The sequence below is a fragment of the Intrasporangium flavum genome, assembly GCF_001956915.1.
In the GTDB taxonomy this organism is placed as follows: domain Bacteria; phylum Actinomycetota; class Actinomycetes; order Actinomycetales; family Dermatophilaceae; genus Monashia; species Monashia flava.
Genome location: NZ_MLJO01000026.1, coordinates 60,465 through 82,798 on the forward strand (window position 1 = coordinate 60,465; position 22,334 = coordinate 82,798).

Sequence of the window (22,334 nt, forward strand, 5' to 3'; positions counted from 1 at the left end):
TGATGCCCTGCCAGGGCAAACAGGCTGATCGAATGCCAACAAATAGAATCGCCTCGCCGCTCTCCAAAGTGTCCACCTAGCGGCCGAGATCGACTGCCTGACCTAACCTGCACAAGAGAAGACAACTGAGCGTGAGAGGCCCCTCAACAAGCCCACTGAGCCCCCGAATTTTCGTCCACCGCCCATCCCAGCCGCCTCGGAACGTGCTCTCCGCCGAGCTGCCCTCTGCCGGCATCTACAATTCGGCTTGCAGGAGCGCGATCGTGGTCTCAGGAAACTTCCCCGAGACCAGATTGCGTCTTAACTGAAAACGTGCTCCTTGCACAACATCAGGCGTAATGTCCGTTAGCCGATACTGATTCTGGCCCGATACTAGCTTCGCGTCTATAAGGAATCCAAGCTCTCGGAGCTCACGCACTCGCCGCTCGGTATGAACCTGGTCACCAGTGAGAACGCGAAGACGGTCAGCGCGGACATATTCTCCCACATGCCGGCCCAGGTATCGAAGAAGCAAAATGTGAACGCCGGTGTATCCACGGACCTCAAGTAGACGGCGCGGCACCCGCGGTTCGAACTTGGAAAGTAGCAGTTGCGCTATCTCTGCCTTCAACTCTGGGATCGAGGGCCCACCCATCCCCAGCTCGTCGACGGCGAACTGGCGGAAGTAGTCAGCTAGGGACTGCCTCGCCGACAGATACGTGTCAACTTGTTGTTCGAAGCCTGCATCGCTCTGCACCAACCGCGCCAGATACTCAATCTGTTCCAGGGCATCGCCCCGGGCAGCATGTAGGGACTCGTTCACTTTTACCTCACACTGCTTGGGAACTCGGGGGGAAACTTCAACAGACTGGCATCTTCACCAGCCCGCTCGACCTCAGCGACGTCTTCGAGCCACTCCCTAAGAAAACTCTCGCTCAAAGGATCTTCACCAGTCGAGCGAAGGAACTTGACTCGGTTGTTCAGTCGTATCACCGTGTCATCCGATTTCGCCGTCACCGACTTCTCAAGATCGTCCTTGAGCTCGAGCCCCGCGGCGAACCTTCGAATGTCCGAAACGAAGTCGAGAACGATCGCTCGCCTCTTTCCTGGAGACAGCCGGAGACCTCTGCCTAGCTGTTGAATGAATATCCGCCTACTATGGGTTACGCGTTGGAAGACGATGATGTTCACATCGGGCACGTCAACGCCTTCGTTGAAGATATCAACCGTGCAAATCACGCCGACATCGCCAGCCTCGAAATCGGATAACACACGGTTACGTTCCCAGGGAGTCTGAGCCCGGACTGAGGAGCTCCCGGAATAGATCGCTTCCGCGGATGTGAAGCCGAGAGCATTGATGCGGTCACGCATACGCAGAGCATGGTCGATGTTCCCACAGAAAACGATCGCCCTAGGGCTCGCCTGCTCGCCCCACGCAGCCTGAAGCGAGTCGACCACCGCGTCGTCCCATTCATGAATAAAGAGCGTGCGATTGATGGACTTCGGAGACAACTTCTTACCGGACAGTTGCGAGAGCCGCTTCCAGTCGACATTGTCCGTGTACATTCGATAATCCACCTCGGCGAGGAATCCCCGCCTGAGTCCAGTGACCAGGTCCACGGTTACCAGCGGTTCACCGAACGTGTCCTCGATGTTCGCACCGTCAGGTCGCCAGGGTGTAGCCGTTAGGCCAAGAAGAAAAGGACCAGTCGCGGCTCCCGCCGTCAGTTCGCGCAAGACCCTTTGGTACATGACCGCACCGGCGTGATGGCACTCGTCAACAAGAACTACATCGAAGGGTGCAAGATCCCATCCTTTTTCTACCGCAGCATGGAGGCTGTCTATGCAGGCGAAGACATTGTCGGCTCGATCCAATTGCTCGCTTGGAGGATGCTCGAGACCGTTCCAAATCAATGTCGACTCTCGAGGGGTCAGGGTCGGCCAGAACGCCCGCTCGAGCTGATAAACCAGCGGGTTGGTATGCGCGATCGCTAGCACTCGAAGTGAGCGCTGCATACGCGCACGCCGAATTGATTCGGCAGCAACGTAAGTCTTCCCGAGGCCAGTTGCCAAAACGACCAAGGCCCTCCGCGCTGGACCGTGCAGCAGACCATTAGTAACCATCTCAATGGCATTTTCTTGATATGGGCGCCTTTCGTATCGATCGGCCGACGACTCCGACGGACTTACCGTAGGGAGGGTGGCGGCCATTTCTAACAGCTTTCGCCTGTCCCAAAGTTGCAGGGGAATACCTTCGGATAACAGAATCCGCCTCTGGCCGAGCGCTTCTCTTGTAAATCCCCCCATTGAGACGACCACAGGTACTTCTGCCCGGTATAAGCGCAAGGCAGCCAAAGTTTGATCCACCGTATCGGTAGACGCCGGCCGATTCCACTTCTTCACCTGAAAGAGCCACCGCTTACCCCCCCGGTGCCCAATCACGTCCGCTCCACCGTCACTCGATTGACCCACTTGGCGCACGCCCGAGAAGCCTCGAAGATTGAGAAGACGGAAGACGAGCCTTTCGAAGCCCTGCCACGAGATATCTCTGAGTGCTGAATCGTCGAAGAACACGTTTACACCAGGCGACTGTTCAGGAAGTCAACCGAAGCTCGCGAACGCTGCGCAGTTAGAGGCTCTGGCATGTTGTATCGAAGGAAGGAGGCACAGTCCTCGAGACAGTTTCGATACTTACTGGCAAGCTCCCCGCGAACCTCAGCCAGAACGGTTCCCTCCAATCCTTCGATCGACGTGTAGGAGACGCTCCAGACGCCGCCGTCAAAGAATATATCGGGCCGCGAATTGAACAATTTTACGACCGTCTCGGGTGAGACATACGCGAGGTATTCACCTGTGCTGCGCCACTGGGCAATACTGCTAATGTCCTGCCCCATCCCCATGATATTAGATACCAGGCTGCGCTGCTCATGTTCGGACAGGTCCGCATAGAAGGTCTGCGCCGTGGGCTCGTCGGCCAATTGCGGAAGCTTCCCCCGGAGGATGTCGAATAGTGCGGTGATATCTGCACGGATTTTCTCAACGCTATCCTCTAAGGAATCCGCATACAGGCTAAGGGTCTTAGCTGTTATGGCAGGAAGGGAGTGCAAGCCGAGCAGGCTTGGCTTCAGCATGCTCCGGTTCGTTTCGTAAAGATACTGCGCCAGTTCTAAGGCCACAGCATATTCGGGACGGCTTCGATAAGCTTTGAACAGTGCATGCGAGGGGTCCAGGAAGACCTCGATGTTTTCGCCCCGGAAACTCAACAGCGGGATTGCCGGCTTGCGATGAACAGGAGTTATGGCGCCGGTGGTTAGATGGACCCGGACATCCACCGGATGACTATGCGAACCATCCGCCATCTCGATGGATGCGCCAGACAAGCTGAGGTCGTCGCTGAGGTGGCTAATGCTCAAGAGGTACTCCCTTGACCCAAGGCTTGGCGTCCCTCGCGGCCTTGCGCACTCCGAGCAGAGTTCCAGTTCCTCGCTATTGATCGAGCCGCACACTTCACAGGTCCACGGCTCTTCAACGTCTGGTATTTGCGACGTGCCACATTTGGGGCAGATAGCGGCCGACATCGGGATGATTTCGTCGCACGCATCGTTGACGCATTCCTGCCCGTGAAGAACGTGGTTGCAGACGCCGCAAATTTCACTCGTCGTGAGGTTCTCCGCTCCGCATTCGGGACATTCGATCAGGGGTTCTGGTGGCGGCTGATCCGCTGCCTCCACGAGCTTCCACCACTCGGCATCTTCCCGATATCCGGGAACTCTAGCGAGGAAGTGCCCGTAATACTCCTTCTCCACCTGTCGGCTGATGCGCTTAGGCTTTCCAGCATCGTCGTCCCAGTAGCCCATGTACATGTCGGCGCGCCCGGGGGTGCGCACTCGTCTGAAACCTTGATAGAGCTTGAAAAGCGGGCTTGTGTTCGAATCGGCGCCGGGTTGGTTCGGCTGAAGCGAACTGCGTCCGCGCACGAACTCAATAGCGCGCACCCATTCTTCACTAGCTCTCGTGAAGTCCTGCTTCATAAAGTCCACCGGCACGTGGTCTAGATGCAGTTCACCAACGATCCTGCCGTATGGTTGGTCAATGGGGTAGTCCCGCACAGTGCCGGTCCTGAATTCGTTTTCAAACTCGAAGAATGCCCTTTTCTCGCCCACGAGAATGGCGCGTCCATTACGGATGACATCGATCCCATAATTGGTCTCATTGTCGAACCGTTGAATGCCGATCCAGCCAGTAACCCGTTCTTCGATGGTGCGCAGGCTGGCACTTTTGCATTCGGCGCATTGGAGCAAGCCACCTGCCACTAACGCGTAGCACTCGGCGCATCGCGTCTGGTTCGCGAGGACCTGGTTGATATTCATTACAGCAGGAATCTGGCCGTGGCCCTTACGCTCCACGAACCGGGATCGGTCCCACACACAATGTTCGTGCGCCTCCACCTGGTTGCCATTCACTGTAATGCGAACACCGTTTTGAATAAGCGTTGCGTAGCGCCTGCCAAGTTCCCTGCGAATTGTCGGCTGTCCATAGTTCGCCAGCAGATCTATGACGCCACGGTTCTTATGGCCGAGCGGCCACCAGTCGGAAATTTCGACGACCGTGCCGTGCGTGAAGCCGCCCGGTTTGGCAATTCGCCCATCCGGGATGGTGTAACTGCGATTCTGTTGCATCTGGGGCAGGTCGATCACTGCCTCGAGCGCAGTCGAGTCTTCCCGGCGCGCGGTGATCAGTCTGGTGCGGCGACCTAATTTGCCGGACGAGATGTTGAAGCCCATGCCAAAAAGACCAAGACTGTCATAAGGATTGTTACTGGAATAGCCGGCAGTGATCGCACTCTGCGTGGCTTCGGGCGACATCCCAGGGCCATTATCCTGGATTCTAATGCGGCCTTCACCTCGTTGCACCTCCGCTCGTCCTGGTATCTGGATCGCGATGAGCGGGAATTCGATTGGGTCGCCTCTCAACTCAGCGATCTTTAAAGCATCAATGGCGTTGTCAATCAATTCAGAGAGGGCATCGAGTGGGCTTAGTGGCGTGTACGTCAAGGCCATGAGAATGCGCGGGTCCGGTGTGATATCCAACAGGCTCTCCTCGTTGGCGTGGCTCAGTGCCCTCTAACAGGCAGTCATCTTGGAGTGACATCATGCCCTACTTCCAACGGCCTTCACGGCTTCGCTCGCTGCTGGGTGGGTTGGGCAGGCAAGGGCGTAACGGCTGCAGCTTCGCGCATACGCTCCGGGAGTTGCTGCTTGCCGCCGCCCAGCTAGTGGCTCGCCCGCTCTCCGCGGTAGGTCGAGACGATTCATGCTTCTTGGAGTGCCTCGACCACCGTGCGAGTTGAAACTTCGAGGGGTTCATGCTCCCATATGCGCAGTACAATCCAGCCCGCCTCCACGAGCGCCGCGTTCGCGGCGGTGTCCCTGGCAACCGTGCGCTGAAGCTTTGGTCCCCAATACCAATCATTGATGCGTGGTCTACTTCCGTGCAATGGGCAAGAATGCCAAAAGCACCCATCAACGAACACAGCGACACGGCGGCGCGTGAAGACGATGTCGGGACGCACCCGCACATCCTCCAGATCGATGCGAAAGTCTTTGCGGAACCGGTAGCCGAGTCTGTGGAGCTGCCGACGGAGGCGCACCTCGGGCTGCGTGTCAGCCCGCCGGTTGGCTCGCATGTTCCGGGATCGGCCCGGGTTGAGGGCCGTAGGGTGGCGCGGGAACGGCACGCTCACTCCACGAGGATGGTCTGACATGATTCCTACTGACCTGGCCGGGTGTGGCGAACGCGATCGTGTCGGCTGCCTGGTCCAGAATAGAGCTCGGCCGCGCTGCGGTTCGACCATCGCAGGAGAGCAGACGTGGACAAGCTGACCGTCATCGAGATCTGTGCCGGCGCCGGGGGACAGGCGCTCGGGCTAGAGCAAGCTGGCTTCGAGCACACGGTCGCGATCGAGATCGATTCGCATGCCGCAACGACGCTTCGATCCAACTTGGGAGCTGACCGCGTTCGCGAGGGCGACGTGGCCGACCGGCACGTCTGGGACCCTCGGGAGTTCACGGGCCGGGTGGACCTACTGGCGGGCGGGGTACCGTGTCCTCCTTTTTCGACCGCTGGGAGGCAGTTGGGTGCGCAGGACGAGCGGGACCTCTTCGCGTGGGCGGTTGAGACCGCCGGCGTCGTAGCCCCGCGTGCGCTTCTGCTAGAGAACGTCAGGGGCTTGTCGATGCCGCGGTTCGCGGCCTACCGCCAACACGTGCTCGACAGGCTGCGAGAGCTCGGATACGTCGGTGACTGGCGTCTCCTAAACGCGTCTGATTATGGGGTCGCCCAATTGCGGCCTCGATTTGTTCTTGTCGCGTTGCGGCGTGAGGACTTCGCGTATTTCTCATGGCCGGAAGCTGCGCCTACTTCAAAGACCGTTGGCTCCGAATTGCAAAGCATGATGTCTGAGGGCAAGTGGGAGCACGCCGCTGAGTGGGCAAGCATGGCGGACGGCATCGCACCCACGATTGTCGGAGGCAGCAAGAGACATGGGGGTGCCGATCTTGGACCTACCCGGGCGAAAGCCGCTTGGCGGCGGCTGGCTGTGGACGGAATGGGCGTCGCGGACGCGCCACCGAAATTCGGAGAACCCCGCCCTTCTGTTAAACCGCCCAGGCTCACAGTCGAGATGGTAGCCCGACTGCAGGGATGGGACGCCGACGACCCGGCTCATCGCACATGGCTGGAGAATCTAAGTGGCCGCAAGACGGCTAAATACCGTCAAATAGGAAATGCGTTCCCACCGCCGGTGGCGAGGGCAGTCGGTACACAGATAGCCCTAGCTCTCAGTCACAGCGGCGCCCCCCGTAGCCAGAGTGAGCAGATCGATCCGGTCCATGACGATGTTTATAGGGTTCTGCGCGAGGCGTCCGGGTTTATCACGGCAGACGCTATCATCACAGCCGTTTCCAACGGGCTAGACGCACCCACGCTCGAGCGCCGCATGGCCCACCTCTCAGCGGACTTTGCAATTGAAGTCAAGACCACTGCGAAGGGACCAGCCTATAAGCTCGGGCAGTTCAAGGCGTTCACCGGTCAGGAAGATCATCATCGATTTGATTACTTGACCCGCTACCGTTCGAAGGTTAGCTAACAGATAGTCGCTTTCCTCGCGCCTTCCGCTCACTTTGCGCGCATATACGCTCCGGAGCGAGAGATGTGCAGCCTCCAAGTCGGCGATGGCCCCTTCTGCTGCGCGGCTTCCGCCATTTCTTCGACTTGTTGTCCTGTTCGATGGCAAGCGCCAGCTGCTCGAACATGCTCTCATCAAGAGCTTTGACTTCTGCCACGGTGGGAATCTAGTAGCACTTCGCTGCTGGAAATTCGGCGGCTTGTCCGAGCAGCCAGCTCGGAACCATGATGACGGCACGTACTTCAGCCGCCACCTCCTGCGGCGTCAGGGCCGTACCCCATAGGGCGGCCTGCAGCCCATCCAGCCAAGCAACAGGCTTTGGTCGTTGCTCGTTCAGGTGTGAGACGAAGATGATGGTGGACAAGAAGCCCCACGGCGCACCGTTAGGCCGGACCTCGTCGAGCCGCGCGACGCCACCGCGTTCTGCACGGGGTGCGGAGCCTCGCGGGGCGGTCATGCGCCCTGGCCGCAGCCTAAGAACTGGCAGGCACCGTCATGGCTAGAGGGCTCGCTCAGCATCGCCGTTGAAGTGGTTTCCCTCGACCAGGGGCGCTGAGCGAGCCTGGTGGTGGCCACGACCTGATACCGGCGTCACGCCACAAGAGCGCCTGGAGCAAGGCAATTCAACGCTTCTTCCGAAATGCCTCGCTACCTCGCACTAGCCTGTCGCAGAGGCAGTCACCATGGTCGGCATCGTGAGGGGGGCAGGTGGGTTTCTGGCACACGGGTTACATGGAGTTTCACGAACCAATCGGATTTGGGGACAACTGGATGCCGGCACCGCCGAGGAAGCCGGAGTTCGCTTGCCTGGAGTGCGGCTTGGTGTTCTCCACGGAGCGAGACCAGCGAGCTCACCGTTTCGACGGCCACTTCACCAAGCGTCCGATGTTGATGTTTCGTGGCCGGGAGTGCGGGCGCACGCGCCTAATGGTCACTTCCCCCAGTGTTCCGGCCGACTGGCATGCTGCGGATGTCGCCACTATCAGCTTGAATGGGCGGCCAACGACCTTCGAGGCCGCCGCCGAGCATCTGTCCAACGCGAAGCTTGGCGTCCAAACGGTTGCGGTCGCCCAGGGCCCGCTGGAGCGCACCTTCGAGTTCGACTTCTGTCTGGCTGAAGAGGAGGATCTCCGCCTGGTTGACCAAGCCTTGGAGAAGCTCATCGCCAGCCGGGAGTTGAGCCTCACCGCGATCGACGCATTCATCATGAGAGCCGGCCGCGGAGAGACTGCTCGCAGGTACCGCGAGGGTCTCGCCAACTACCTGTATGGCGTGCTCGCACGGGAGGGTCATGATCCCCGTGTGCGGGCCGACTCGTCGGGAGCACAGCTCTACGAGCAGCGCTACAACCGGGCAGTCAACCTTCTCGGTGCCTTCGACAGGCCAGCAGCCGAAGCGGTCTGCGGTCTCGTTGCCCTGCACTACAACCAGTTCGTTCTGGCCATTCGGAAGACGAACAGCCACAGGGTCTCCGACGTTGCGGCCCGTTTCAGCTCCATGACGGCCGGATCACCGTTCGTCACGGCAAGCCTCATCGATCGAACTCACGGGAGTTTCGACCAAGCACTTAGCGACTCCGTGACCGAGGAGCTCATCGCCGTTAGCGCCATGGCTCTCGACGGGTCGGAGCGCACCCCACTTGACCCGGTATTGGGCAAGCTCAACGACTTGCGCCCCGCCGACCAGTTCAAGGTCCGCCTGATCGCTTCTGAGGTCTTGCTCGCTTCCGGAGACGTCGATGGCGCTCGGCGACACAGCGAAGCGCTTCGCAACCATCGAGACGCAGATGCGTGGTACGCCGGCTTCCGAACCCGATTACAAGAGGTACTAAGACCTTGATCGACGACACCGACATGCAGGGCCAGGAGTCAAGCGCCGTGTTCCCAACCAACGCTGCGCAAGCCGCTGATGCACCGCCTAGCAGCGGTGACACCCAAACTCCCACGCGCGCCGCCCACTTCCCTCGCCGGACGGAAGCCACGACAGATTCCACTGACCAAAGAGGCCCCTCCGCGCGGGGAAGGCGCGGCGGGACAGAGCGGGTCGGCAAGAAAGCAGCCAAGCCAGCCAAACCGCCCATCATGTCGATTGAAGACCTCGTCCGGGAAGCCTATGAGTCGCACGCGCGTCTCCTTGATTTCCCCACAGACAAGCTCAAGAAGTTGCCGGTCGTCGACGAGCAGGTCGCTGCTCAAGGCGCGTTGGTGACGTCCTTGGCGCAGGCCGACGCAACTCTGGCTGGTACGTTCAAGCTTTTGCAGTACGTGGCCAGCCGTGGCGTGCCGCTCGATCGGGGTGAGTCAACGCCGGTGAACTCGGCGCTTCGACGCCTGCGCGATCTCGCGCTGATGGCCCTCGGCATGCACCCGGTGTTCCGAGTCTGGAAGAAGCAGTTGCTCGATCCCGAGAGCGGTCCGGATCTCACCGCCGAGATTGTGCGGGATTTCGCTCGAAAGGTGACTGCAGAAGACCTCGGTATCCCTGAGGATCGGTTCAAGGCCGCAGACAAGGAGCGCCTTGCCAGGAATGCCATCGCCTCCCTCAGCATCCTGCGTGCGCTGCAGCGCGACTGGACCGTAGATCGCTTCATCTACGAGAGCAACGCAGCCGTATGGGCGTCTGCCGCACCCAAGGGCATCGGCGTCGAGAAGGCTGCGGCACTGATCGGCGCCTCTCGCGAACCGGATGTCCTGGGTCTCGTCGTGGAAAGTTATGACGCCAAGATTGCCAGCTTGCACCGCAGCGTGGCGAAGTTGGAGAGCGAGGCTGACGCTGCTCGCAATCGAGGGGTTCGGCTTTCGACTGACCTTCGCGCCGCCGCTGAGCGAGAGGCTGCAGCGAACGCAAGAGCAGAGTCATTCTCCGCTGAGATCGTGCGCTTGCAGAAGGAGCTCAGGGCCGAGCGGGACCACCGAGTGGTCGACAAGAGCCATATGGCCAGCGACTACGAGACGCTCCGGACGCGCATCGTCCGGAGACTGAGCGGAGAGGTTGATCTCCTGACGGATGCCCTCCATGCCCTCCGCAATGGCGCCTCACCGGTTGCCGAGGAGTTCCTCGACCGTTCCCTCTTGGCGCTTTCCCGCGAGGTCGAACAGTTGAAGGATGCCGCAGGGGGTCTGGCATGAGTGTGGGCTTCGACTTCGGCACCACCAACAGTTTGGTGTCGGTCGTGGTAGGCGACCGCGTCATCGACGTCATGGATGTTGAAACCGGTCGGCCGCACCCCTCTGTGGTGCGATACGAGGGCGAGCGGGTCATCGTTGGCCGAGAAGCGAAGGACGCACTGGGCGCGGCCGGGATCGGCGTTCACGGCAACACCGTTAAGTCGCCCAAGTTCCTCTTGGGGGAGGAAGTCGTGGCTGTCGGCGGGGTGGATCGCAGCCCTGTCGACATCGTGTCCGATGTCGTTCGGCACGTCCGGTCCGAGTCCCTCCGAAGCCCGCAGCGCAACGTCCTGGGCGACTTGGACAACGCAGTCGTGACGATCCCCGTGACAATGGACGGTCGGCGACGTGCTGCGCTAAGGGAAGCCTTCGCCGGTGCGGGTATCAACATCGTCCAGTTCGTGCACGAGCCCCTGGCCGCATTGTATGGCTTCATCCGCGGCGCGGCTGACCGAGAAGAGATGACCAGACGCCTAGCCCGTCGCAATGTACTGATCGTCGACTGGGGAGGCGGAACCCTTGACCTGACGCTGTGCCGAGTGGACAACTCCCAAGTCCGTCAGCTGCGCAACGGCGGCTCCAACCAGGTCGGTGGCGATGAGTTCGACAAGGTCATCCGCGACGGCGTCGTTAGTCGGTTCAGGACTCGTGAGCAAGTAGACGAGGCCGACCTGGTGAGCCCCGAAGCCCAGCTCCGGCTACTTCAAGACGCCGAGCGGAACAAGATCGAGTTGTCTGCCGATCGCGCCGCCGTCACGTTCTACCGGCCCAGCTACTTCCAGTCGGGGAATACACTGCAGTATCAACTGACGCGGCAAGAGCTTGAAGAGATCACGAGGCCGCTGGTCAGCGCTGGAATCTCTGAGATCGAGTCGCTGCTAGACAGCCTTTCGATGGCTCCCGGTCAGGTTGCCTTGGTTGTCGTTGTCGGCGGTATGGCCGCGATGCCGGCGATCCGGAGCCGACTGCACCAGTTGTTCGGACCGGATCGAGTCGAGGTGCCGACGAACAGCGCGACTCTGATCTCCCAGGGAGCGGCCTGGATCGCCCATGACCGTCAGCGCCTCCGCTTGGCGAAGCCGATTGAGCTGGAGCTGGCGCGAGGGTCACGGATGCCCCTGCTTGAGGCAGGCACGCCGATGCCGCTCGGGGGCGAAGTCAAAAGTGAGCGCGTGCACTTGTTCTGCGCCGATCCCACCGACGGGATCGCCAAGTTCCCCATCACAACTCCCACGACTCTCTCTCCTCACCCCCAGGCTAGCGAGAGACGCACCTCCCTCGGAGTCATGGCGATCAGGGTGGACGAAACTGCACCTCCTTTGCACGAGCGACTAGAGCTGGAGGTCATGCTTGACGACGACCTCGTCCTGACGATGACCGCCAGCTCCAGCCAAAAGCAGGACGAGGTGACGTCCGAGTACTACGACCTCGAGTTCGGCCTCGGGCTACCCGGCGGACGAGGCGTGACAGGCGACGATGAGGTCCCGACAACACACGCTGCGACCACAATGTCGCCCGCCCCGGGGCTCGTCATACGCGCCAACGCGACGGTGACCAAGGACTTGGCCGCGGTCCCCGGGGACGTGCTCTACAAGCACAACTCCTCGGCCTTCGCCCGCCACATGATTGACCACGCGGGGGGCGCAACGCAGTCCCAAGTTCTAGAGCACCTCTACTACGAGCCGTGCTCGGTGTGCGGACTGCTATGGGGAGACCCGAAGTGTCGCTGCGGGACGCCTTGACGTGGCGAGTGCGAAGGTTGCCGTCACGGTCCTCGACCACGGCGTCGAAGTGGAGCGCACAGTCAGGCGCCCGGTCAGACTGACACCTGATGGCTATGCAGGCGTCGCCTATGCGGGCTCCGTCTATCCGTTGCGGGCAGGGGACGTCGTTGAGCTGACTGCTGATGGGTGGGAGCTCGGCGACTGCGAAAGATTCCTTTTCGCCGGCGCAGAGATCCCGTACGCGCCCGTTGACAACGGAGCTGTCGCACCCGCGGCTGGTTTCGACATCGACTGGTACCTCGAAACGACCCAGCACGGGCACTACCTCCTGTTCAACGCTCCTGAACGGCTGGCAAGTCAGTTCATTACTGCCCTTGAAGCGGCAGACGTCAGCATTCAACGCTGGGATGTCAGCCACCGTCCCGCCGACGACGGCAACTTCTTCGACTGGTTTGCCCGGCTTAGGTTCAAGGGCTCGCGCGACGACGCTCTGGCGTCGGTTCAGGCGGTCGTGTCGCCCCCGAAGCACGATGCGGTCGGTGGCACCGGCACGGTTGATGAGACAGCGGATCGGCTCGCAGAAGCCGAAAGCCGACTCGAGCAGCTGCTCGACAGGCTCCTCGGAGCCACCAAGCGAGCCGAGGCGGCGGAGCGTGAGATCGGCCGCCTGCGTGCCCTTCTCGAAGCGACGGAGGCACACGAGCGCGATCATCGCGAAGCGCTGTCCCTCGCAACGCGCCGCAGCGCAGACCTCCACAAGCAAGTCGTGGCACTCCGTCGGCGGGTAGGAAATGGCCCTGAAACTGCGGCGCTGATCAAGAGCTTGTCTGACGCCGAAGAGTTGCGCGAGCTGGCACTCGCCGAGAACTCGCTCTTGCTCGAACGCAATCGGGATTTGGAGTCGGACGCGCTAGTACAGCGCCACCGGGCCGACACTCTGGCAGGTGAGGTCGACGGTCTCATGGACCAATTGATCGAGCTCCAAGCGCTGGAAGAGGAACGCATTCGCGCCGCCAAGGCCACGCGACCGAGGCGTGGTGGCGTCGTGGAGTTCTTGGCCAACGCATTCACTCGTCTAGAGTTCATTCTTGACTCGATCGAGGTCCTTGCCAATCTCGAGTCCCCGGCTCGGACTTTGCGGGCGCTGTCGGAGATCGACGCGGGAGAGGTTATCGGCAGGGACCTCGAAGGCATGCGCGGCTGGTTCGAGGTGAAGAACGTCGCTACTGGGGTAGCCGGAAGCCAGCGACTTGGAAGGATCTACTACAAGCCCAATGGCCCCACGGTGCTCGTGAGCGTTCACATCAAGCAGGACGAAAAGCAGCAGAGGCGACACATCGAGCGTCTGCGCGCATTCTGACGAAACTCCCACTTGCCGCCTGCAAACACTCCTGCCAGCCCAGGCACTAGCAGATCCTAACCTCGGCAGCGCAACTCAGGACAGAAAGAACGATCGCTTTATAGACCTGGTGTCCTGTTCATCTCATGCCGAAAATTCACTCCGGGGCAAGAGAAACAGCCCCACTTCCCGAGTTAACAGGAGTCAGCCGTCGGCTCACCCGGACTAGCGCCAAGCCGTCTCCGTCCCAGGTGACGGCGTACGGGTCGGTGATCTCGCCGATGAACTGGCCGCCGGTCTCGTTGCGGAAGGCCATGAACTTGGTCTCGCCGCTCTCGCGGTCGGTGATGAACTTGCCGACGTAGAGCGACGGGTCGTCGATGCGTCGGGCACCGGCGATGTCGTACGGCCCGAGCGGCGACTCCGCCGACGCGATCCACACGCCGCCCTCGGTCCCCGTCGCCTTGAGCCGATCCGAGGCATCCCCCGCCAGGCAGTTGAACAGCAGCACCTGCCGACCGTCCACGACGAACGGCTGCAGCACCTCGAGCTGCCCGAACCCCTGCCCGGGCGCCGACAGCGGCTCACGCAGCTCCCAGTTCTCCAGGTCGGCCGACCACGCGTGCCCCACCACTCCGCGGTCCACCCGATCCGCGGGATCGGACGAAGGCCCGACAGCAGAACGGGCCGTGATGAGCATGTGCCAGCCATCGCGATCCGGGTCGGCGAACACCCACGGGTCGCGGAACGCCTCGTCGTGCCAGTTCCCCTCGGGCGCGGGCGCCCACTTCTCGTAGATCTCTCCGTCAGCAGAGAGCACCGGCCCCGGCGCCTTGTCCCAGACCATCAGGTCGGTAGACGTCGCGTACCCGATCGACTGCACGTTCGCCCCGAAGGCATTCAAAGACGCCCCCGTGTAGAACATGAACCATCGCCCGTCCGGGTGCCGCACCACCGACCCGGTCCACGTCGCGCAGTCGTCGAACGCCGGCGCGTCCGAACGCACGAGCGCGTCCACCACGCGCTCCCACTTGACCAGGTCGTGCGACACCGCGTGCCCGATCGACGCCCGGTAGTGCCTGGCGTGCGGATCGCGAAGAGCACGCGACGCGTAGAGGAAGAACAGGTGGTACTGCTCGCCGTCGTCGACGGTCCAGAAGTCCCACACCCAGGCCTCGGGCAGACGGAACACGAATCTCAGCCTTTCACGCCGGAGCTGGCGATGGAGTTGATGAAGGCCCGCTGGAAGGCCACGAACAGGACGAGCACTGGGGCGGTGATCATCGTCGCGTAGGCCATGATCTGCCCCCACGAGGTGTTGAGCTGCTTGAAGTAGTCGATCCCCACCATCACCGGCCGCAGTTCCTCCGACTGCACCGCCATGAGCGGCCACAGGTACTGGTTCCACGTCGGCAGGAAGGTGAGGATCGCGACCGTCGCGACGGCCGGCCCCGACAGCGGCATGACGATGCTGCGGTAGATGCGGAACCACCCCGCCCCGTCCACGCGCGCCGCCTCGTCGAGTTCCTTCGGGATGCTGTCGAAGTACTGGTAGAAGAGGAAGATCGAGAACGCGTTCGCGATGAACGGCACGATCTGCACCTGGTACGTGTCGAGCCAGCCCTCGCTGATCCCGTCGGGCCCGACGAACGGCAGCTTGTTCGACCACCACAGCAGCGGCAGCGCCAGCGTCTCGAACGGCACGATGAGCGTCGCGAGGATGACCCCGAGCACCATCCCGCTGCCCTTGAAGGTGACCCGCGACAGCGCGAACGCCGCCATCGAGTTGACCACCACCCCGGCCACCACGGTGACCACCGAGATGACGACGGAGTTCATCATGAACGTCGCGAACGGCACGCGTCCGAACACGCCCGTGTAGTTGTCGAGCGACAGGTCGCCGACTGGCAGGAACGCCTTGATCCCGCCGAGGTCGCCGAAGATCTGCAGGTCGGGCTTGAAGCTCGACACGACCATGAACAGCAGCGGCAGCCCGAACACGAGGCACAGCGCCACCCGCAGGAGCACGCCGAGCGCCACACGCGTCCGGCCCCCTCGGGTGGACGCCGGCTGGGACGCCGGGGCCGACGCTCGCGCCGACCGCTTGCCGGACGCGTGAGCACCCGTGGGTGCGGTGGTGGCGGTCATCGCGTGGCCTCCTTGTCACGGGTGAGGAACCGCTGGACGAGGGTCACGAGCAGCACGAGCACGAAGAAGACGAGCGAGATCGCCGACGCGTACCCCGTCTGCTGCTGCTGGAACCCGGTGCGCACGGCCATGAGCACGACCGTCGACGTCGAGTCGAGCGGCCCGCCCTGGGTCATGATGTTGACCTGCGTGAAGAGGGCGAACGCCGCGATGGTGATGGTGATGAGGATGAACGTGCGCGTGCTGCGCAGCCCCGGCCACGTGACGTAGCGGAACTTCTGCCACCGCCCCGCGCCGTCGAGCTCGGCCGCCTCGTACAGCTCGCCCGGGATCGTCTGCAGGCCGGCGAGCCAGATGACCATGTGGAAGCCCATCGCCTGCCACGCCGACATGAGGATGATCGCGAGCAGCGCCGTCTTCGGGTCGCCGAGCCAGTCCGGCCCGACGATCCCGAACTTCAGCAGCACCTGGTTGATGAGGCCGTTCGGCTGGTACATGAACAGCCACAGCATCGACACGACGACCATCGAGGTGACGACCGGCAGGAAGTACACGGTGCGGAAGAAGTTCGTGCCGCGCATCTTGACGTTGACGAGCAGCGCCAGCCCGAGCGCGCACGCCGACTGCACCGGCACGATCACCACGGCGAAGACGATCGTGTTGCGCAGCGAGGCCCAGAACGTGTCGTCGGAGAAGAGCCGCACGAAGTTGTCGACGCCGATGAACTCGGCCGGCCGCGGCGAGATGAGCCGCGCGTTGGTGAACGCGAGCCCGAACGTCAGCCCGATCGGGATGAGCAGGAACGTGATGAGCAGGACCGCTGCCGGCAGCAGCATGAGCAGCGCCACCGTCGTCGACGAGCGAGCTCCCTTGATGTGCTTGGTCTTTCCGCCGGACGCGTGAGCCTGCTTCGCGGCGCGACGCCCGCCCGACGCGTCGGCCGGGGTGCCGCCCGACGCGCCGGCTGAGGCTCCCGACGCGTCGGGCGTGGGGCCGCCCGGGGTGGAGGTGATGGTCGACATGTCAGCTCACTGGAAGTAGCCGTTGGACTTCTGGTTCGCGTCGATGTCCTTGACCGCCTGGTCGAGCGCGGTCTTCGGGTCGGCGCCGTTGAGGATGTCCTGCGCGGTCTTCGTGAACTCGGTGGCGATGAACGGGTAGCCGGGCGTCACGGGGCGCAACACGGCGAACTTCTTCGAGTACTCGCGGAACACCTGGTTCTCGCCGCCCGGGCCGTAGCCCTCGACCTGCTGGGCAGCGGCGTCGGTGGCCGGAATGTTGTTCGTGTCGCGGGCGACGCCGGCCACGTACTTGTCCTGCGCGGCGAACTTCATGTAGTCCTGCGCGCCGGCCGGGTCGGAGCAGTTGGTCGAGACGCCCCACTGCCACGACGCGCCACCGATCTTCGGGCCGGTGCCGAGGTCCGGCGGCGGGAGGAAGAGCGTGTCCTTGCCGAAGGCCTTGCGGGTGTCGACGGCGGTCCACGTGCCGTTGTAGAGCATCGCGGACTTGCCGGCGATGAAGTCCTTGGCCGGGTCGGCGCCGGACTTCAGCGGGGCGAGGCCGTCGGTGACGAGGCTGCGGAACCACTTCGCCCACTCGACCGCCTTCGGACCGTTGAGCGCGCCCTCGGCCGACTTGTAGTCGTTGCGGTTGATGAGGTCGCCGCCGAAGCTCTGCAGCATCGGCGAGTACGCGTAGGGCCACCACTCGCCGGTGAAGCTCGTCGCGAGGTCGAGCGGGTACTGGTACTTGCCCGACGCCTTGAGCTTCTTCAGCGCGGCGGTGAACTCGTCCTTCGTCCACGGGGAGTCGACGGTCGGGATGCGGATGCCGGCGGCGTCGAGGATCGACTTGCGGGTGACCATGACGAGCGCGACGTCGTAGTAGCCGTAGGAGTAGGTCTTGTTGTCGAACTTGCCGACGGTGCTCGGCAGGAACTTCGACAGCGTCGGGTCGAGGCCCTCGAGCGGGGCGAGGTAGCCGGCCCAGGCCCAGTTCGGCACGTTGGGGCCGTCGATGTCGAGGATGCACGGCAGCTTCTTGCTCGCTGCGGCGGCCACGACCGACTGGTTGTAGGAGTCCTGCGGGAACGCCTGCACCTTGACCTTGTACTTGCTCTGGCTCGCGTTGTAGTCGGTGACGATCTTCTGGATCGCGGCGAGCTCGGCCTTGTTGCCGGCGTTGTGCGTCCACATCGTCAGCTCTCCCCCGCCGCCCGAGGCGGCGCTGCTGCTGCCCTTGGTGCAGGCGGCCATGGACAGGGGCAGCGCGGCGGCGAGGAGGCCGACCGCGAGGCGGCGGTGGGTCGAGGTGAGCGTCATTGGTTCCTCCGGTGGTCAGGTCAGCGGACTGCTAAAACCTTTCAGCACGAGAAGGTAGGGCACGGCGCGCGCTAGGCGCAAGGGGTTGCTAAATCCTTTTCAACAGCGAATATGTGGACGGCGCCTCCGGATGCGTGGGGTAGGCTGGCCACGCGGCGCCAGGGTGGCGCGTCCGTCGGCGGTGCCGGCGAGCTCCACGAAGAGGTGAGGGTGAACAAGCGACCGACGCTCGCCGACGTCGCCGCCAAGGCCGGCCTGTCCAAGACCGCGGTGAGCCTCGTGCTCAACAACCGCCCCGGCTCGCGGCTGTCCGAGGACGCCGTCGCCCGCATCCACGAGGCCGCCCGCGAGCTCAACTACCGGCCCAACCCCGCGGCCCGCTCGCTGCGCCTCGGCCGCACCGGCACCATCGGCTTCATCTCCGACGAGGTGACGATCACCCGCTTCGCCTCGGCCATGATCCGCGGCCTGCTCGACGTCGGCGACGAACGCGACCACGGCGTCCTCATCGCCGAGACCGGCGACCACCCCAAGCAGCTGGCCAAGGCGCTCGAGTCGATGATCGACCGACGCGTCGACGGCATCGTCTTCGGCGCCCTCACCGCGCGCCTGCTCGACCTGCCCGAGCTGCCCGACGACATGCGCGCCGTCACCGTCAACTGCGTCAGCCCCACTGTGGCGTCCGCCGTGCTCCCCGCCGAGGAGGACGCCGGGTACGCGGTCACGCGACAGCTGCTGGACGCGGGCCACGGCGCGGGCATCGGCATCATCGGCAACGCACCTCGTGCGTGCAGCGACCCGCGTATCTCGGTGACCATCGGTCGACGCTTCGCCGGCATCCACCGCGCGCTGCGCGAGTCAGGCGTCACGCCGGTCGTCGTCGCCGACGCCGAGCTCTGGGAGCCGTGGCACGGCTACGACGCGACGATGTCGGTGCTCGAGTCGGGGGCACCGGTCACTGGACTCATCTGCCTCAACGACCGCGTCGCCCTCGGTGCGCAGCAGGCCTTGCAGGAAAAGGGACTTCGCGTCCCCGACGACGTGTCGATCGCCTCCTTCGACGACGACGAGATCGCGTCCTACCTGCGCCCCGCCCTGACCACCGCGCGCCTGCCGTACGAGGAGATGGGCCGCCAGGCCATGCAGATCGTCCTCGCCGAGAGCCCCGAGCCCGGCGAGCGCCTCGTCGAGATGCCCCTGCAGGTCCGCGGCTCCATCCGCACCCTCACCTGACCCGCAGCCCCACGCGACGCATCAGGCGTAGGGGCGCATCTGCCACGGCAGCTCGTCGGGCCCGACCAGCTGCTGCGTGCTGATCTCGTTGTCACGGCAGACGATCAGCCACAGCTGGCGCGTGTCGTCGCGCTCGGCCGCGATGATCCCGTTGACCACGTGGTCGAAGCTGAACTCCGCGAAGTCCGGCCTGCCGCTGAGGCGCGCCTGAGCGCCCGGTCGAAGGAAGTGGTCGATGAGGTACTGCAGCCAGTCCTCGGCCATCCGCGACTTCTCGGTCCTGCTGTCCCAACCGATGCAGCATCCCGTGGGGCAGGGTTTCCAGTCGAGGTGCGGATATGGACTCCCATCGCCAGGCTGCAGCGTCGTGAAAGGGTCCTGCTCGGCCCGAACGCGGCGTCGTCTGCGCGTGGCGGTCGGGGCCTCGCGCTTGACGCGATAGTCCTCCTCACGCTTCCGGTACTCGGCGAGCCGGAAGGCGCGCGGGTTCATCGGCACGTCATAGGGGTCGGTGAAGTGGCGACGGTCGACCTCTGCATATGCCGTGAGCCATTCCACCTCGGCCGGGTTGAGCTTCGGCTCGATGTCGAGCCGGCCGAGATACGTCGTACTGAACCCCATGGCCTGCCTCCGTCGTGTGGGGAAGTTGTCTGGCAACCAGAACCAGACAAGCCGAACGGCGACAGTTGCGACTCGCATCGTCCACAGGCCCCGCGGACGCGCTCGGGTGGGCAGAGCGCCTGTGGAGAGCGCGACGCACTGGCGTCGTGGCCATGCCAACGTCACTGGCATGGAAGAGATCCCGTGGAACCTCAAGGATCCCGAGCAGACGCTGCGCGATGTCGCGGCCATCTGCCCGTTCCACCTGGACGATGTCATCGTCGCGGCGGTCGATCTGCGGACCCAGGCCGTGACAGGAGCACAGGTGGTGACGACGACGGGCCACCCACCAGATCATCCGGGCGACAGCGAGCTCGTGCGCGAAGTCGCTGAAGCACTCGTGCCCGAGCGGTGGGCCGCGAGCCCCGAGGGCCACGGCATCACCCATGTGCTCATCACGGTGCTGTGCCGCAACGGCCGGGTCACCTTCACGGCACGAGAGGCCGCGTGGCTCAGCGCATGGCGGTATGCCAACCACTTTCGGGCCGCTTTCGATGGCGACGTCTACATCGTGACGCCACACGGCTGGGGAGGATCACTCGACCACCGGGCAGGCTACGAACCACGGCTCGAGACACTGGCCGCTTGATCCGCCGACAGCCTCGGCGCTCCCCACGCCCGACACGTCTCCGCGGGACGCGTCCCCCACCGGACGCGTCAGAACCCGGCCGCTCGGGTGCCCGACTCGTCGGGGAGTCCTGAGCGCCACGCCGCCCCATGCGTCGGCGCTCAGTCCTCCGTGCTCGACGCGTCCGCGTCGCGACGCGGGCGGCCGCGCTTGGGCAGCGGGCCGGCGTGCTTGGGCATCCGGCCCGCCTCGGCCAGCGCACGCCGCAGGATCAGCTCGGCCTGGGCGTTGACGCTGCGCAGCTCGTCGTTCGCCCACCGCATCAGCGCGTCGTGCACGGCGGGGTCGAGGCGCAGCAGGACCTGGCGACGGCTCACGTGTACAGGGATCCGGCGTTGACGACCGGCGACGGCGGCTGGTCCCCGCAGAGCACGACGAGCAGATTGCTGACCATCGAGGCCTTGCGCTCCTCGTCGAGCTCGACGACGTCGTGCTCGGCCAACCGGTCGAGCGCCATCTCGACCATGCCCACCGCTCCCTCGACGATCCGGCTGCGCGCCGCCACCACCGCGTTGGCCTGCTGGCGCCGCAGCATCGCCTGGGCGATCTCGGGCGCGTAGGCCAGGTGCGAGATGCGCACCTCGACGATCTCGACGCCCGCCACCGACACCCGCTCGGCCACCTCGGTCGCGAGCTGACCGGCGACGACGTCGGTCGAGCCCCGCAGCGAGGTGCCGGTGCCGTCGGGGTCGTCGTACGGGTGGGTCGTCGCGACGTGCCGCAGGGCCGACTCGGCCTGGACGGTGACGAAGTCGCGATAGTCGTCGACCGCATAGGTGGCACGGGACGTGTCGGCCACCTGCCACACGACGATGGCCGCGATCTCGACCGGGTTGCCGTCGGCGTCGTTGACCTTGAGGCGCCCGGTCTCGAAGTTGCGGACGCGGACGCTGACCTGGCGCCGGATCGTCAGCGGCAGCACCCACCAGAAGCCCGGGCTCGAAACCGTGCCGACGTACCGGCCGAAGAACTGCACCACCTGCGTCTGCCCCGGTGGCACGACGACGAGCGCGCTGAGCACGAGGGCCGCGACGAGGATCGGCAGCCACAGCCAGCCCGCCGCATTCGTGAGCAGGTACCAGATGGCGAAGGCGCACAGCGCCACGACGATGACGCCAAACCAGCCGTTGAGGGCGAGGGCCGGACGCTGGGTGATCTCGACGCGGGCCCCCTGGTGGCCGACGGGCCCGGGGGTCGACTCTGACGGAACGCCGCTCATGACGCGCCTCCTGAAGAAAAAGTGATATCAAATAGATAGCACTTTTAGGAGCCGGGCGGAAGGGTCTGGGAGGTGGGTGCGAAGCCCCGCCCGAGCCTCGACGCATCGGAGTCCCCGCTCTTGCCCGACCACTGTCGGTGGTCGAACGTATGTTCTATCCATGGACCCAGACCCCACGATGCTCGAACTCCTCAGGAGCCGGCTCACCGACCTCGAGGCGCGCCAACGCGCCGCGGGCGGGGTGGCCGAGCGCGGGTTCTGGGACCGGATCACCCAGGCTTCGGCCACCAGGTCCTCGTCCTCCTCGGCAACGTCAGCGCCGTCTGTAGCGGGGCGCGGCACGCGGGGTCGTCGGAGCCACGATCACGACGCGCGGATCGACGCCGGCGGCGGCCCGTGGGCGACGCTGCCGCCGGGGTCACTCGCGTCGCTCGACCCGCGCGCCTTGCCGTGGCTCGACGCGGCCGGCTACGACGAGATGGTCGACGACCCCACCTGGATCGAGGCCACGGCCCGACGCGGCGAGGAGCGGGCCCGGCGCGAGGCGCGAGCCGGCACCCAGGGCGCCGCTGAGCACCACGAGACGATCGCGTGTGACGCCCTCGTCGGTTTCGACCTGACGCCGCACGCCGAGGCCGACCTCACGGCTGCAGCCGAACGCGTCGCCCAGCAACGGCGCTCGCAGGAGGTCGCGCTCGTCGGCATCGTCTCGGAGCTCGTCTCGCGC

18 protein-coding genes are annotated in these 22,334 nt (G+C 64.0%); 7 read left to right on the forward strand and 11 right to left on the reverse strand.

The window, feature by feature from the left end; all coding sequences use genetic code 11:
* Positions 1 to 804: 804 nt before the first annotated feature.
* The 3 genes from BIV28_RS17575 to BIV28_RS17585 form a co-directional block, all read right to left on the reverse strand.
* A complete protein-coding gene (locus BIV28_RS17575; RefSeq protein WP_076263825.1) occupies positions 805 to 2,553 on the reverse strand; it encodes a DEAD/DEAH box helicase family protein in 1,749 nt (582 codons plus the stop codon).
* A 2-nt stretch (positions 2,554 to 2,555) separates the two neighbouring features.
* A complete protein-coding gene (locus BIV28_RS17580; RefSeq protein WP_076263826.1) occupies positions 2,556 to 5,069 on the reverse strand; it encodes an ATP-binding protein in 2,514 nt (837 codons plus the stop codon).
* Positions 5,070 to 5,290: 221 nt separating this feature from the next.
* The gene (locus BIV28_RS17585; RefSeq protein ID WP_341350233.1) at positions 5,291 to 5,833 is read right to left on the reverse strand and encodes a very short patch repair endonuclease; all 543 of its coding nucleotides are present in this window, start codon (positions 5,831 to 5,833) and stop codon (positions 5,291 to 5,293) included.
* 15 nt (positions 5,834 to 5,848) lie between these two features.
* On the opposite strand from BIV28_RS17585, the gene BIV28_RS17590 reads away from it, so the two are divergent.
* The 5 genes from BIV28_RS17590 to BIV28_RS17610 all read left to right on the forward strand — a co-directional run bounded on the left by BIV28_RS17590 (position 5,849) and on the right by BIV28_RS17610 (position 13,416).
* A complete protein-coding gene (locus BIV28_RS17590) occupies positions 5,849 to 7,126 on the forward strand; it encodes a DNA cytosine methyltransferase (RefSeq protein ID WP_076263828.1) in 1,278 nt (425 codons plus the stop codon).
* Between the two features lie 747 nt (positions 7,127 to 7,873).
* A complete protein-coding gene (locus BIV28_RS17595) occupies positions 7,874 to 9,004 on the forward strand; it encodes a hypothetical protein (protein WP_076263829.1) in 1,131 nt (376 codons plus the stop codon).
* Positions 9,001 to 10,293: a hypothetical protein gene (locus tag BIV28_RS17600; RefSeq protein WP_207556071.1), complete on the forward strand. Its 1,293-nt coding sequence runs from the start codon at positions 9,001 to 9,003 to the stop codon at positions 10,291 to 10,293. Before BIV28_RS17595 ends, BIV28_RS17600 begins: the two co-directional genes overlap by 4 nt.
* A complete protein-coding gene (locus BIV28_RS17605; RefSeq protein ID WP_083707476.1) occupies positions 10,290 to 12,074 on the forward strand; it encodes an Hsp70 family protein in 1,785 nt (594 codons plus the stop codon). Before BIV28_RS17600 ends, BIV28_RS17605 begins: the two co-directional genes overlap by 4 nt.
* A gap of 1 nt (position 12,075) precedes the next feature.
* Positions 12,076 to 13,416 (forward strand): hypothetical protein, encoded by a 1,341-nt coding sequence (locus tag BIV28_RS17610; RefSeq protein WP_076263832.1) that lies wholly within the window; start codon positions 12,076 to 12,078, stop codon positions 13,414 to 13,416.
* Between the two features lie 136 nt (positions 13,417 to 13,552).
* Here the strand turns inward: BIV28_RS17610 and BIV28_RS17615 are convergent, their stop codons facing one another.
* From BIV28_RS17615 to BIV28_RS17630, 4 genes are read right to left on the reverse strand one after another with little or no spacing between them, the layout of a single operon-like run.
* On the reverse strand, positions 13,553 to 14,587 hold the full coding sequence (locus BIV28_RS17615; protein ID WP_076263833.1) for a glycoside hydrolase family 68 protein: 1,035 nt from the start codon (positions 14,585 to 14,587) through the stop codon (positions 13,553 to 13,555).
* A 5-nt stretch (positions 14,588 to 14,592) separates the two neighbouring features.
* Complete coding sequence (locus BIV28_RS17620; RefSeq protein ID WP_076263834.1) at positions 14,593 to 15,543, reverse strand: ABC transporter permease subunit; 951 nt, start codon at positions 15,541 to 15,543, stop codon at positions 14,593 to 14,595.
* Complete coding sequence (locus tag BIV28_RS17625) at positions 15,540 to 16,565, reverse strand: carbohydrate ABC transporter permease (protein ID WP_207556072.1); 1,026 nt, start codon at positions 16,563 to 16,565, stop codon at positions 15,540 to 15,542. The genes BIV28_RS17620 and BIV28_RS17625 overlap by 4 nt, the downstream gene beginning before the upstream one ends.
* A 6-nt stretch (positions 16,566 to 16,571) precedes the next feature.
* Positions 16,572 to 17,867: an ABC transporter substrate-binding protein gene (locus tag BIV28_RS17630; RefSeq protein WP_076263835.1), complete on the reverse strand. Its 1,296-nt coding sequence runs from the start codon at positions 17,865 to 17,867 to the stop codon at positions 16,572 to 16,574.
* 210 nt (positions 17,868 to 18,077) lie between these two features.
* On the opposite strand from BIV28_RS17630, the gene BIV28_RS17635 reads away from it, so the two are divergent.
* Positions 18,078 to 19,100, forward strand: coding sequence for a LacI family DNA-binding transcriptional regulator (locus BIV28_RS17635; protein WP_076263836.1), 1,023 nt, complete (start codon positions 18,078 to 18,080; stop codon positions 19,098 to 19,100).
* A 21-nt stretch (positions 19,101 to 19,121) separates the two neighbouring features.
* Here the strand turns inward: BIV28_RS17635 and BIV28_RS17640 are convergent, their stop codons facing one another.
* Entirely contained in the window at positions 19,122 to 19,721 is a 600-nt protein-coding gene (locus tag BIV28_RS17640) for a hypothetical protein (RefSeq protein WP_076263837.1), read from the reverse strand.
* 169 nt (positions 19,722 to 19,890) lie between these two features.
* Between BIV28_RS17640 and BIV28_RS17645 the strand changes: the two genes are divergently transcribed.
* On the forward strand, positions 19,891 to 20,349 hold the full coding sequence (locus BIV28_RS17645) for a hypothetical protein (RefSeq protein ID WP_076263838.1): 459 nt from the start codon (positions 19,891 to 19,893) through the stop codon (positions 20,347 to 20,349).
* A 140-nt stretch (positions 20,350 to 20,489) separates the two neighbouring features.
* On the opposite strand, the gene BIV28_RS17650 is transcribed toward BIV28_RS17645, so the two are convergent.
* From BIV28_RS17650 to BIV28_RS20335, 3 genes are all read right to left on the reverse strand, one after another.
* Positions 20,490 to 20,705 carry a type II toxin-antitoxin system antitoxin gene (locus BIV28_RS17650; RefSeq protein WP_242653116.1) on the reverse strand — a complete coding sequence of 72 codons (216 nt, stop codon included), beginning with the start codon at positions 20,703 to 20,705 and terminating at the stop codon, positions 20,490 to 20,492.
* Complete coding sequence (locus BIV28_RS17655; protein ID WP_076263839.1) at positions 20,702 to 21,607, reverse strand: SPFH domain-containing protein; 906 nt, start codon at positions 21,605 to 21,607, stop codon at positions 20,702 to 20,704. The genes BIV28_RS17650 and BIV28_RS17655 overlap by 4 nt, the downstream gene beginning before the upstream one ends.
* 418 nt (positions 21,608 to 22,025) lie before the next feature.
* Positions 22,026 to 22,280 (reverse strand): hypothetical protein, encoded by a 255-nt coding sequence (locus tag BIV28_RS20335; protein ID WP_242653117.1) that lies wholly within the window; start codon positions 22,278 to 22,280, stop codon positions 22,026 to 22,028.
* Between the last annotated feature and the right edge of the window lie 54 nt (positions 22,281 to 22,334).

Coding starts and splice junctions, on each gene's coding strand:
- BIV28_RS17585 (WP_341350233.1), bottom strand. CDS start 5,833: ATGGTCGAACCGCAGCGCGGCCGAGCTCTATTCTGGACCAGGCAGCCG.
- BIV28_RS17605 (WP_083707476.1), top strand. CDS start 10,290: ATGAGTGTGGGCTTCGACTTCGGCACCACCAACAGTTTGGTGTCGGTC.
- BIV28_RS17620 (WP_076263834.1), bottom strand. CDS start 15,543: ATGACCGCCACCACCGCACCCACGGGTGCTCACGCGTCCGGCAAGCGG.
- BIV28_RS17625 (WP_207556072.1), bottom strand. CDS start 16,565: ATGTCGACCATCACCTCCACCCCGGGCGGCCCCACGCCCGACGCGTCG.
- BIV28_RS17630 (WP_076263835.1), bottom strand. CDS start 17,867: ATGACGCTCACCTCGACCCACCGCCGCCTCGCGGTCGGCCTCCTCGCC.
- BIV28_RS17640 (WP_076263837.1), bottom strand. CDS start 19,721: ATGGGGTTCAGTACGACGTATCTCGGCCGGCTCGACATCGAGCCGAAG.
- BIV28_RS17645 (WP_076263838.1), top strand. CDS start 19,891: ATGGAAGAGATCCCGTGGAACCTCAAGGATCCCGAGCAGACGCTGCGC.
- BIV28_RS17655 (WP_076263839.1), bottom strand. CDS start 21,607: ATGAGCGGCGTTCCGTCAGAGTCGACCCCCGGGCCCGTCGGCCACCAG.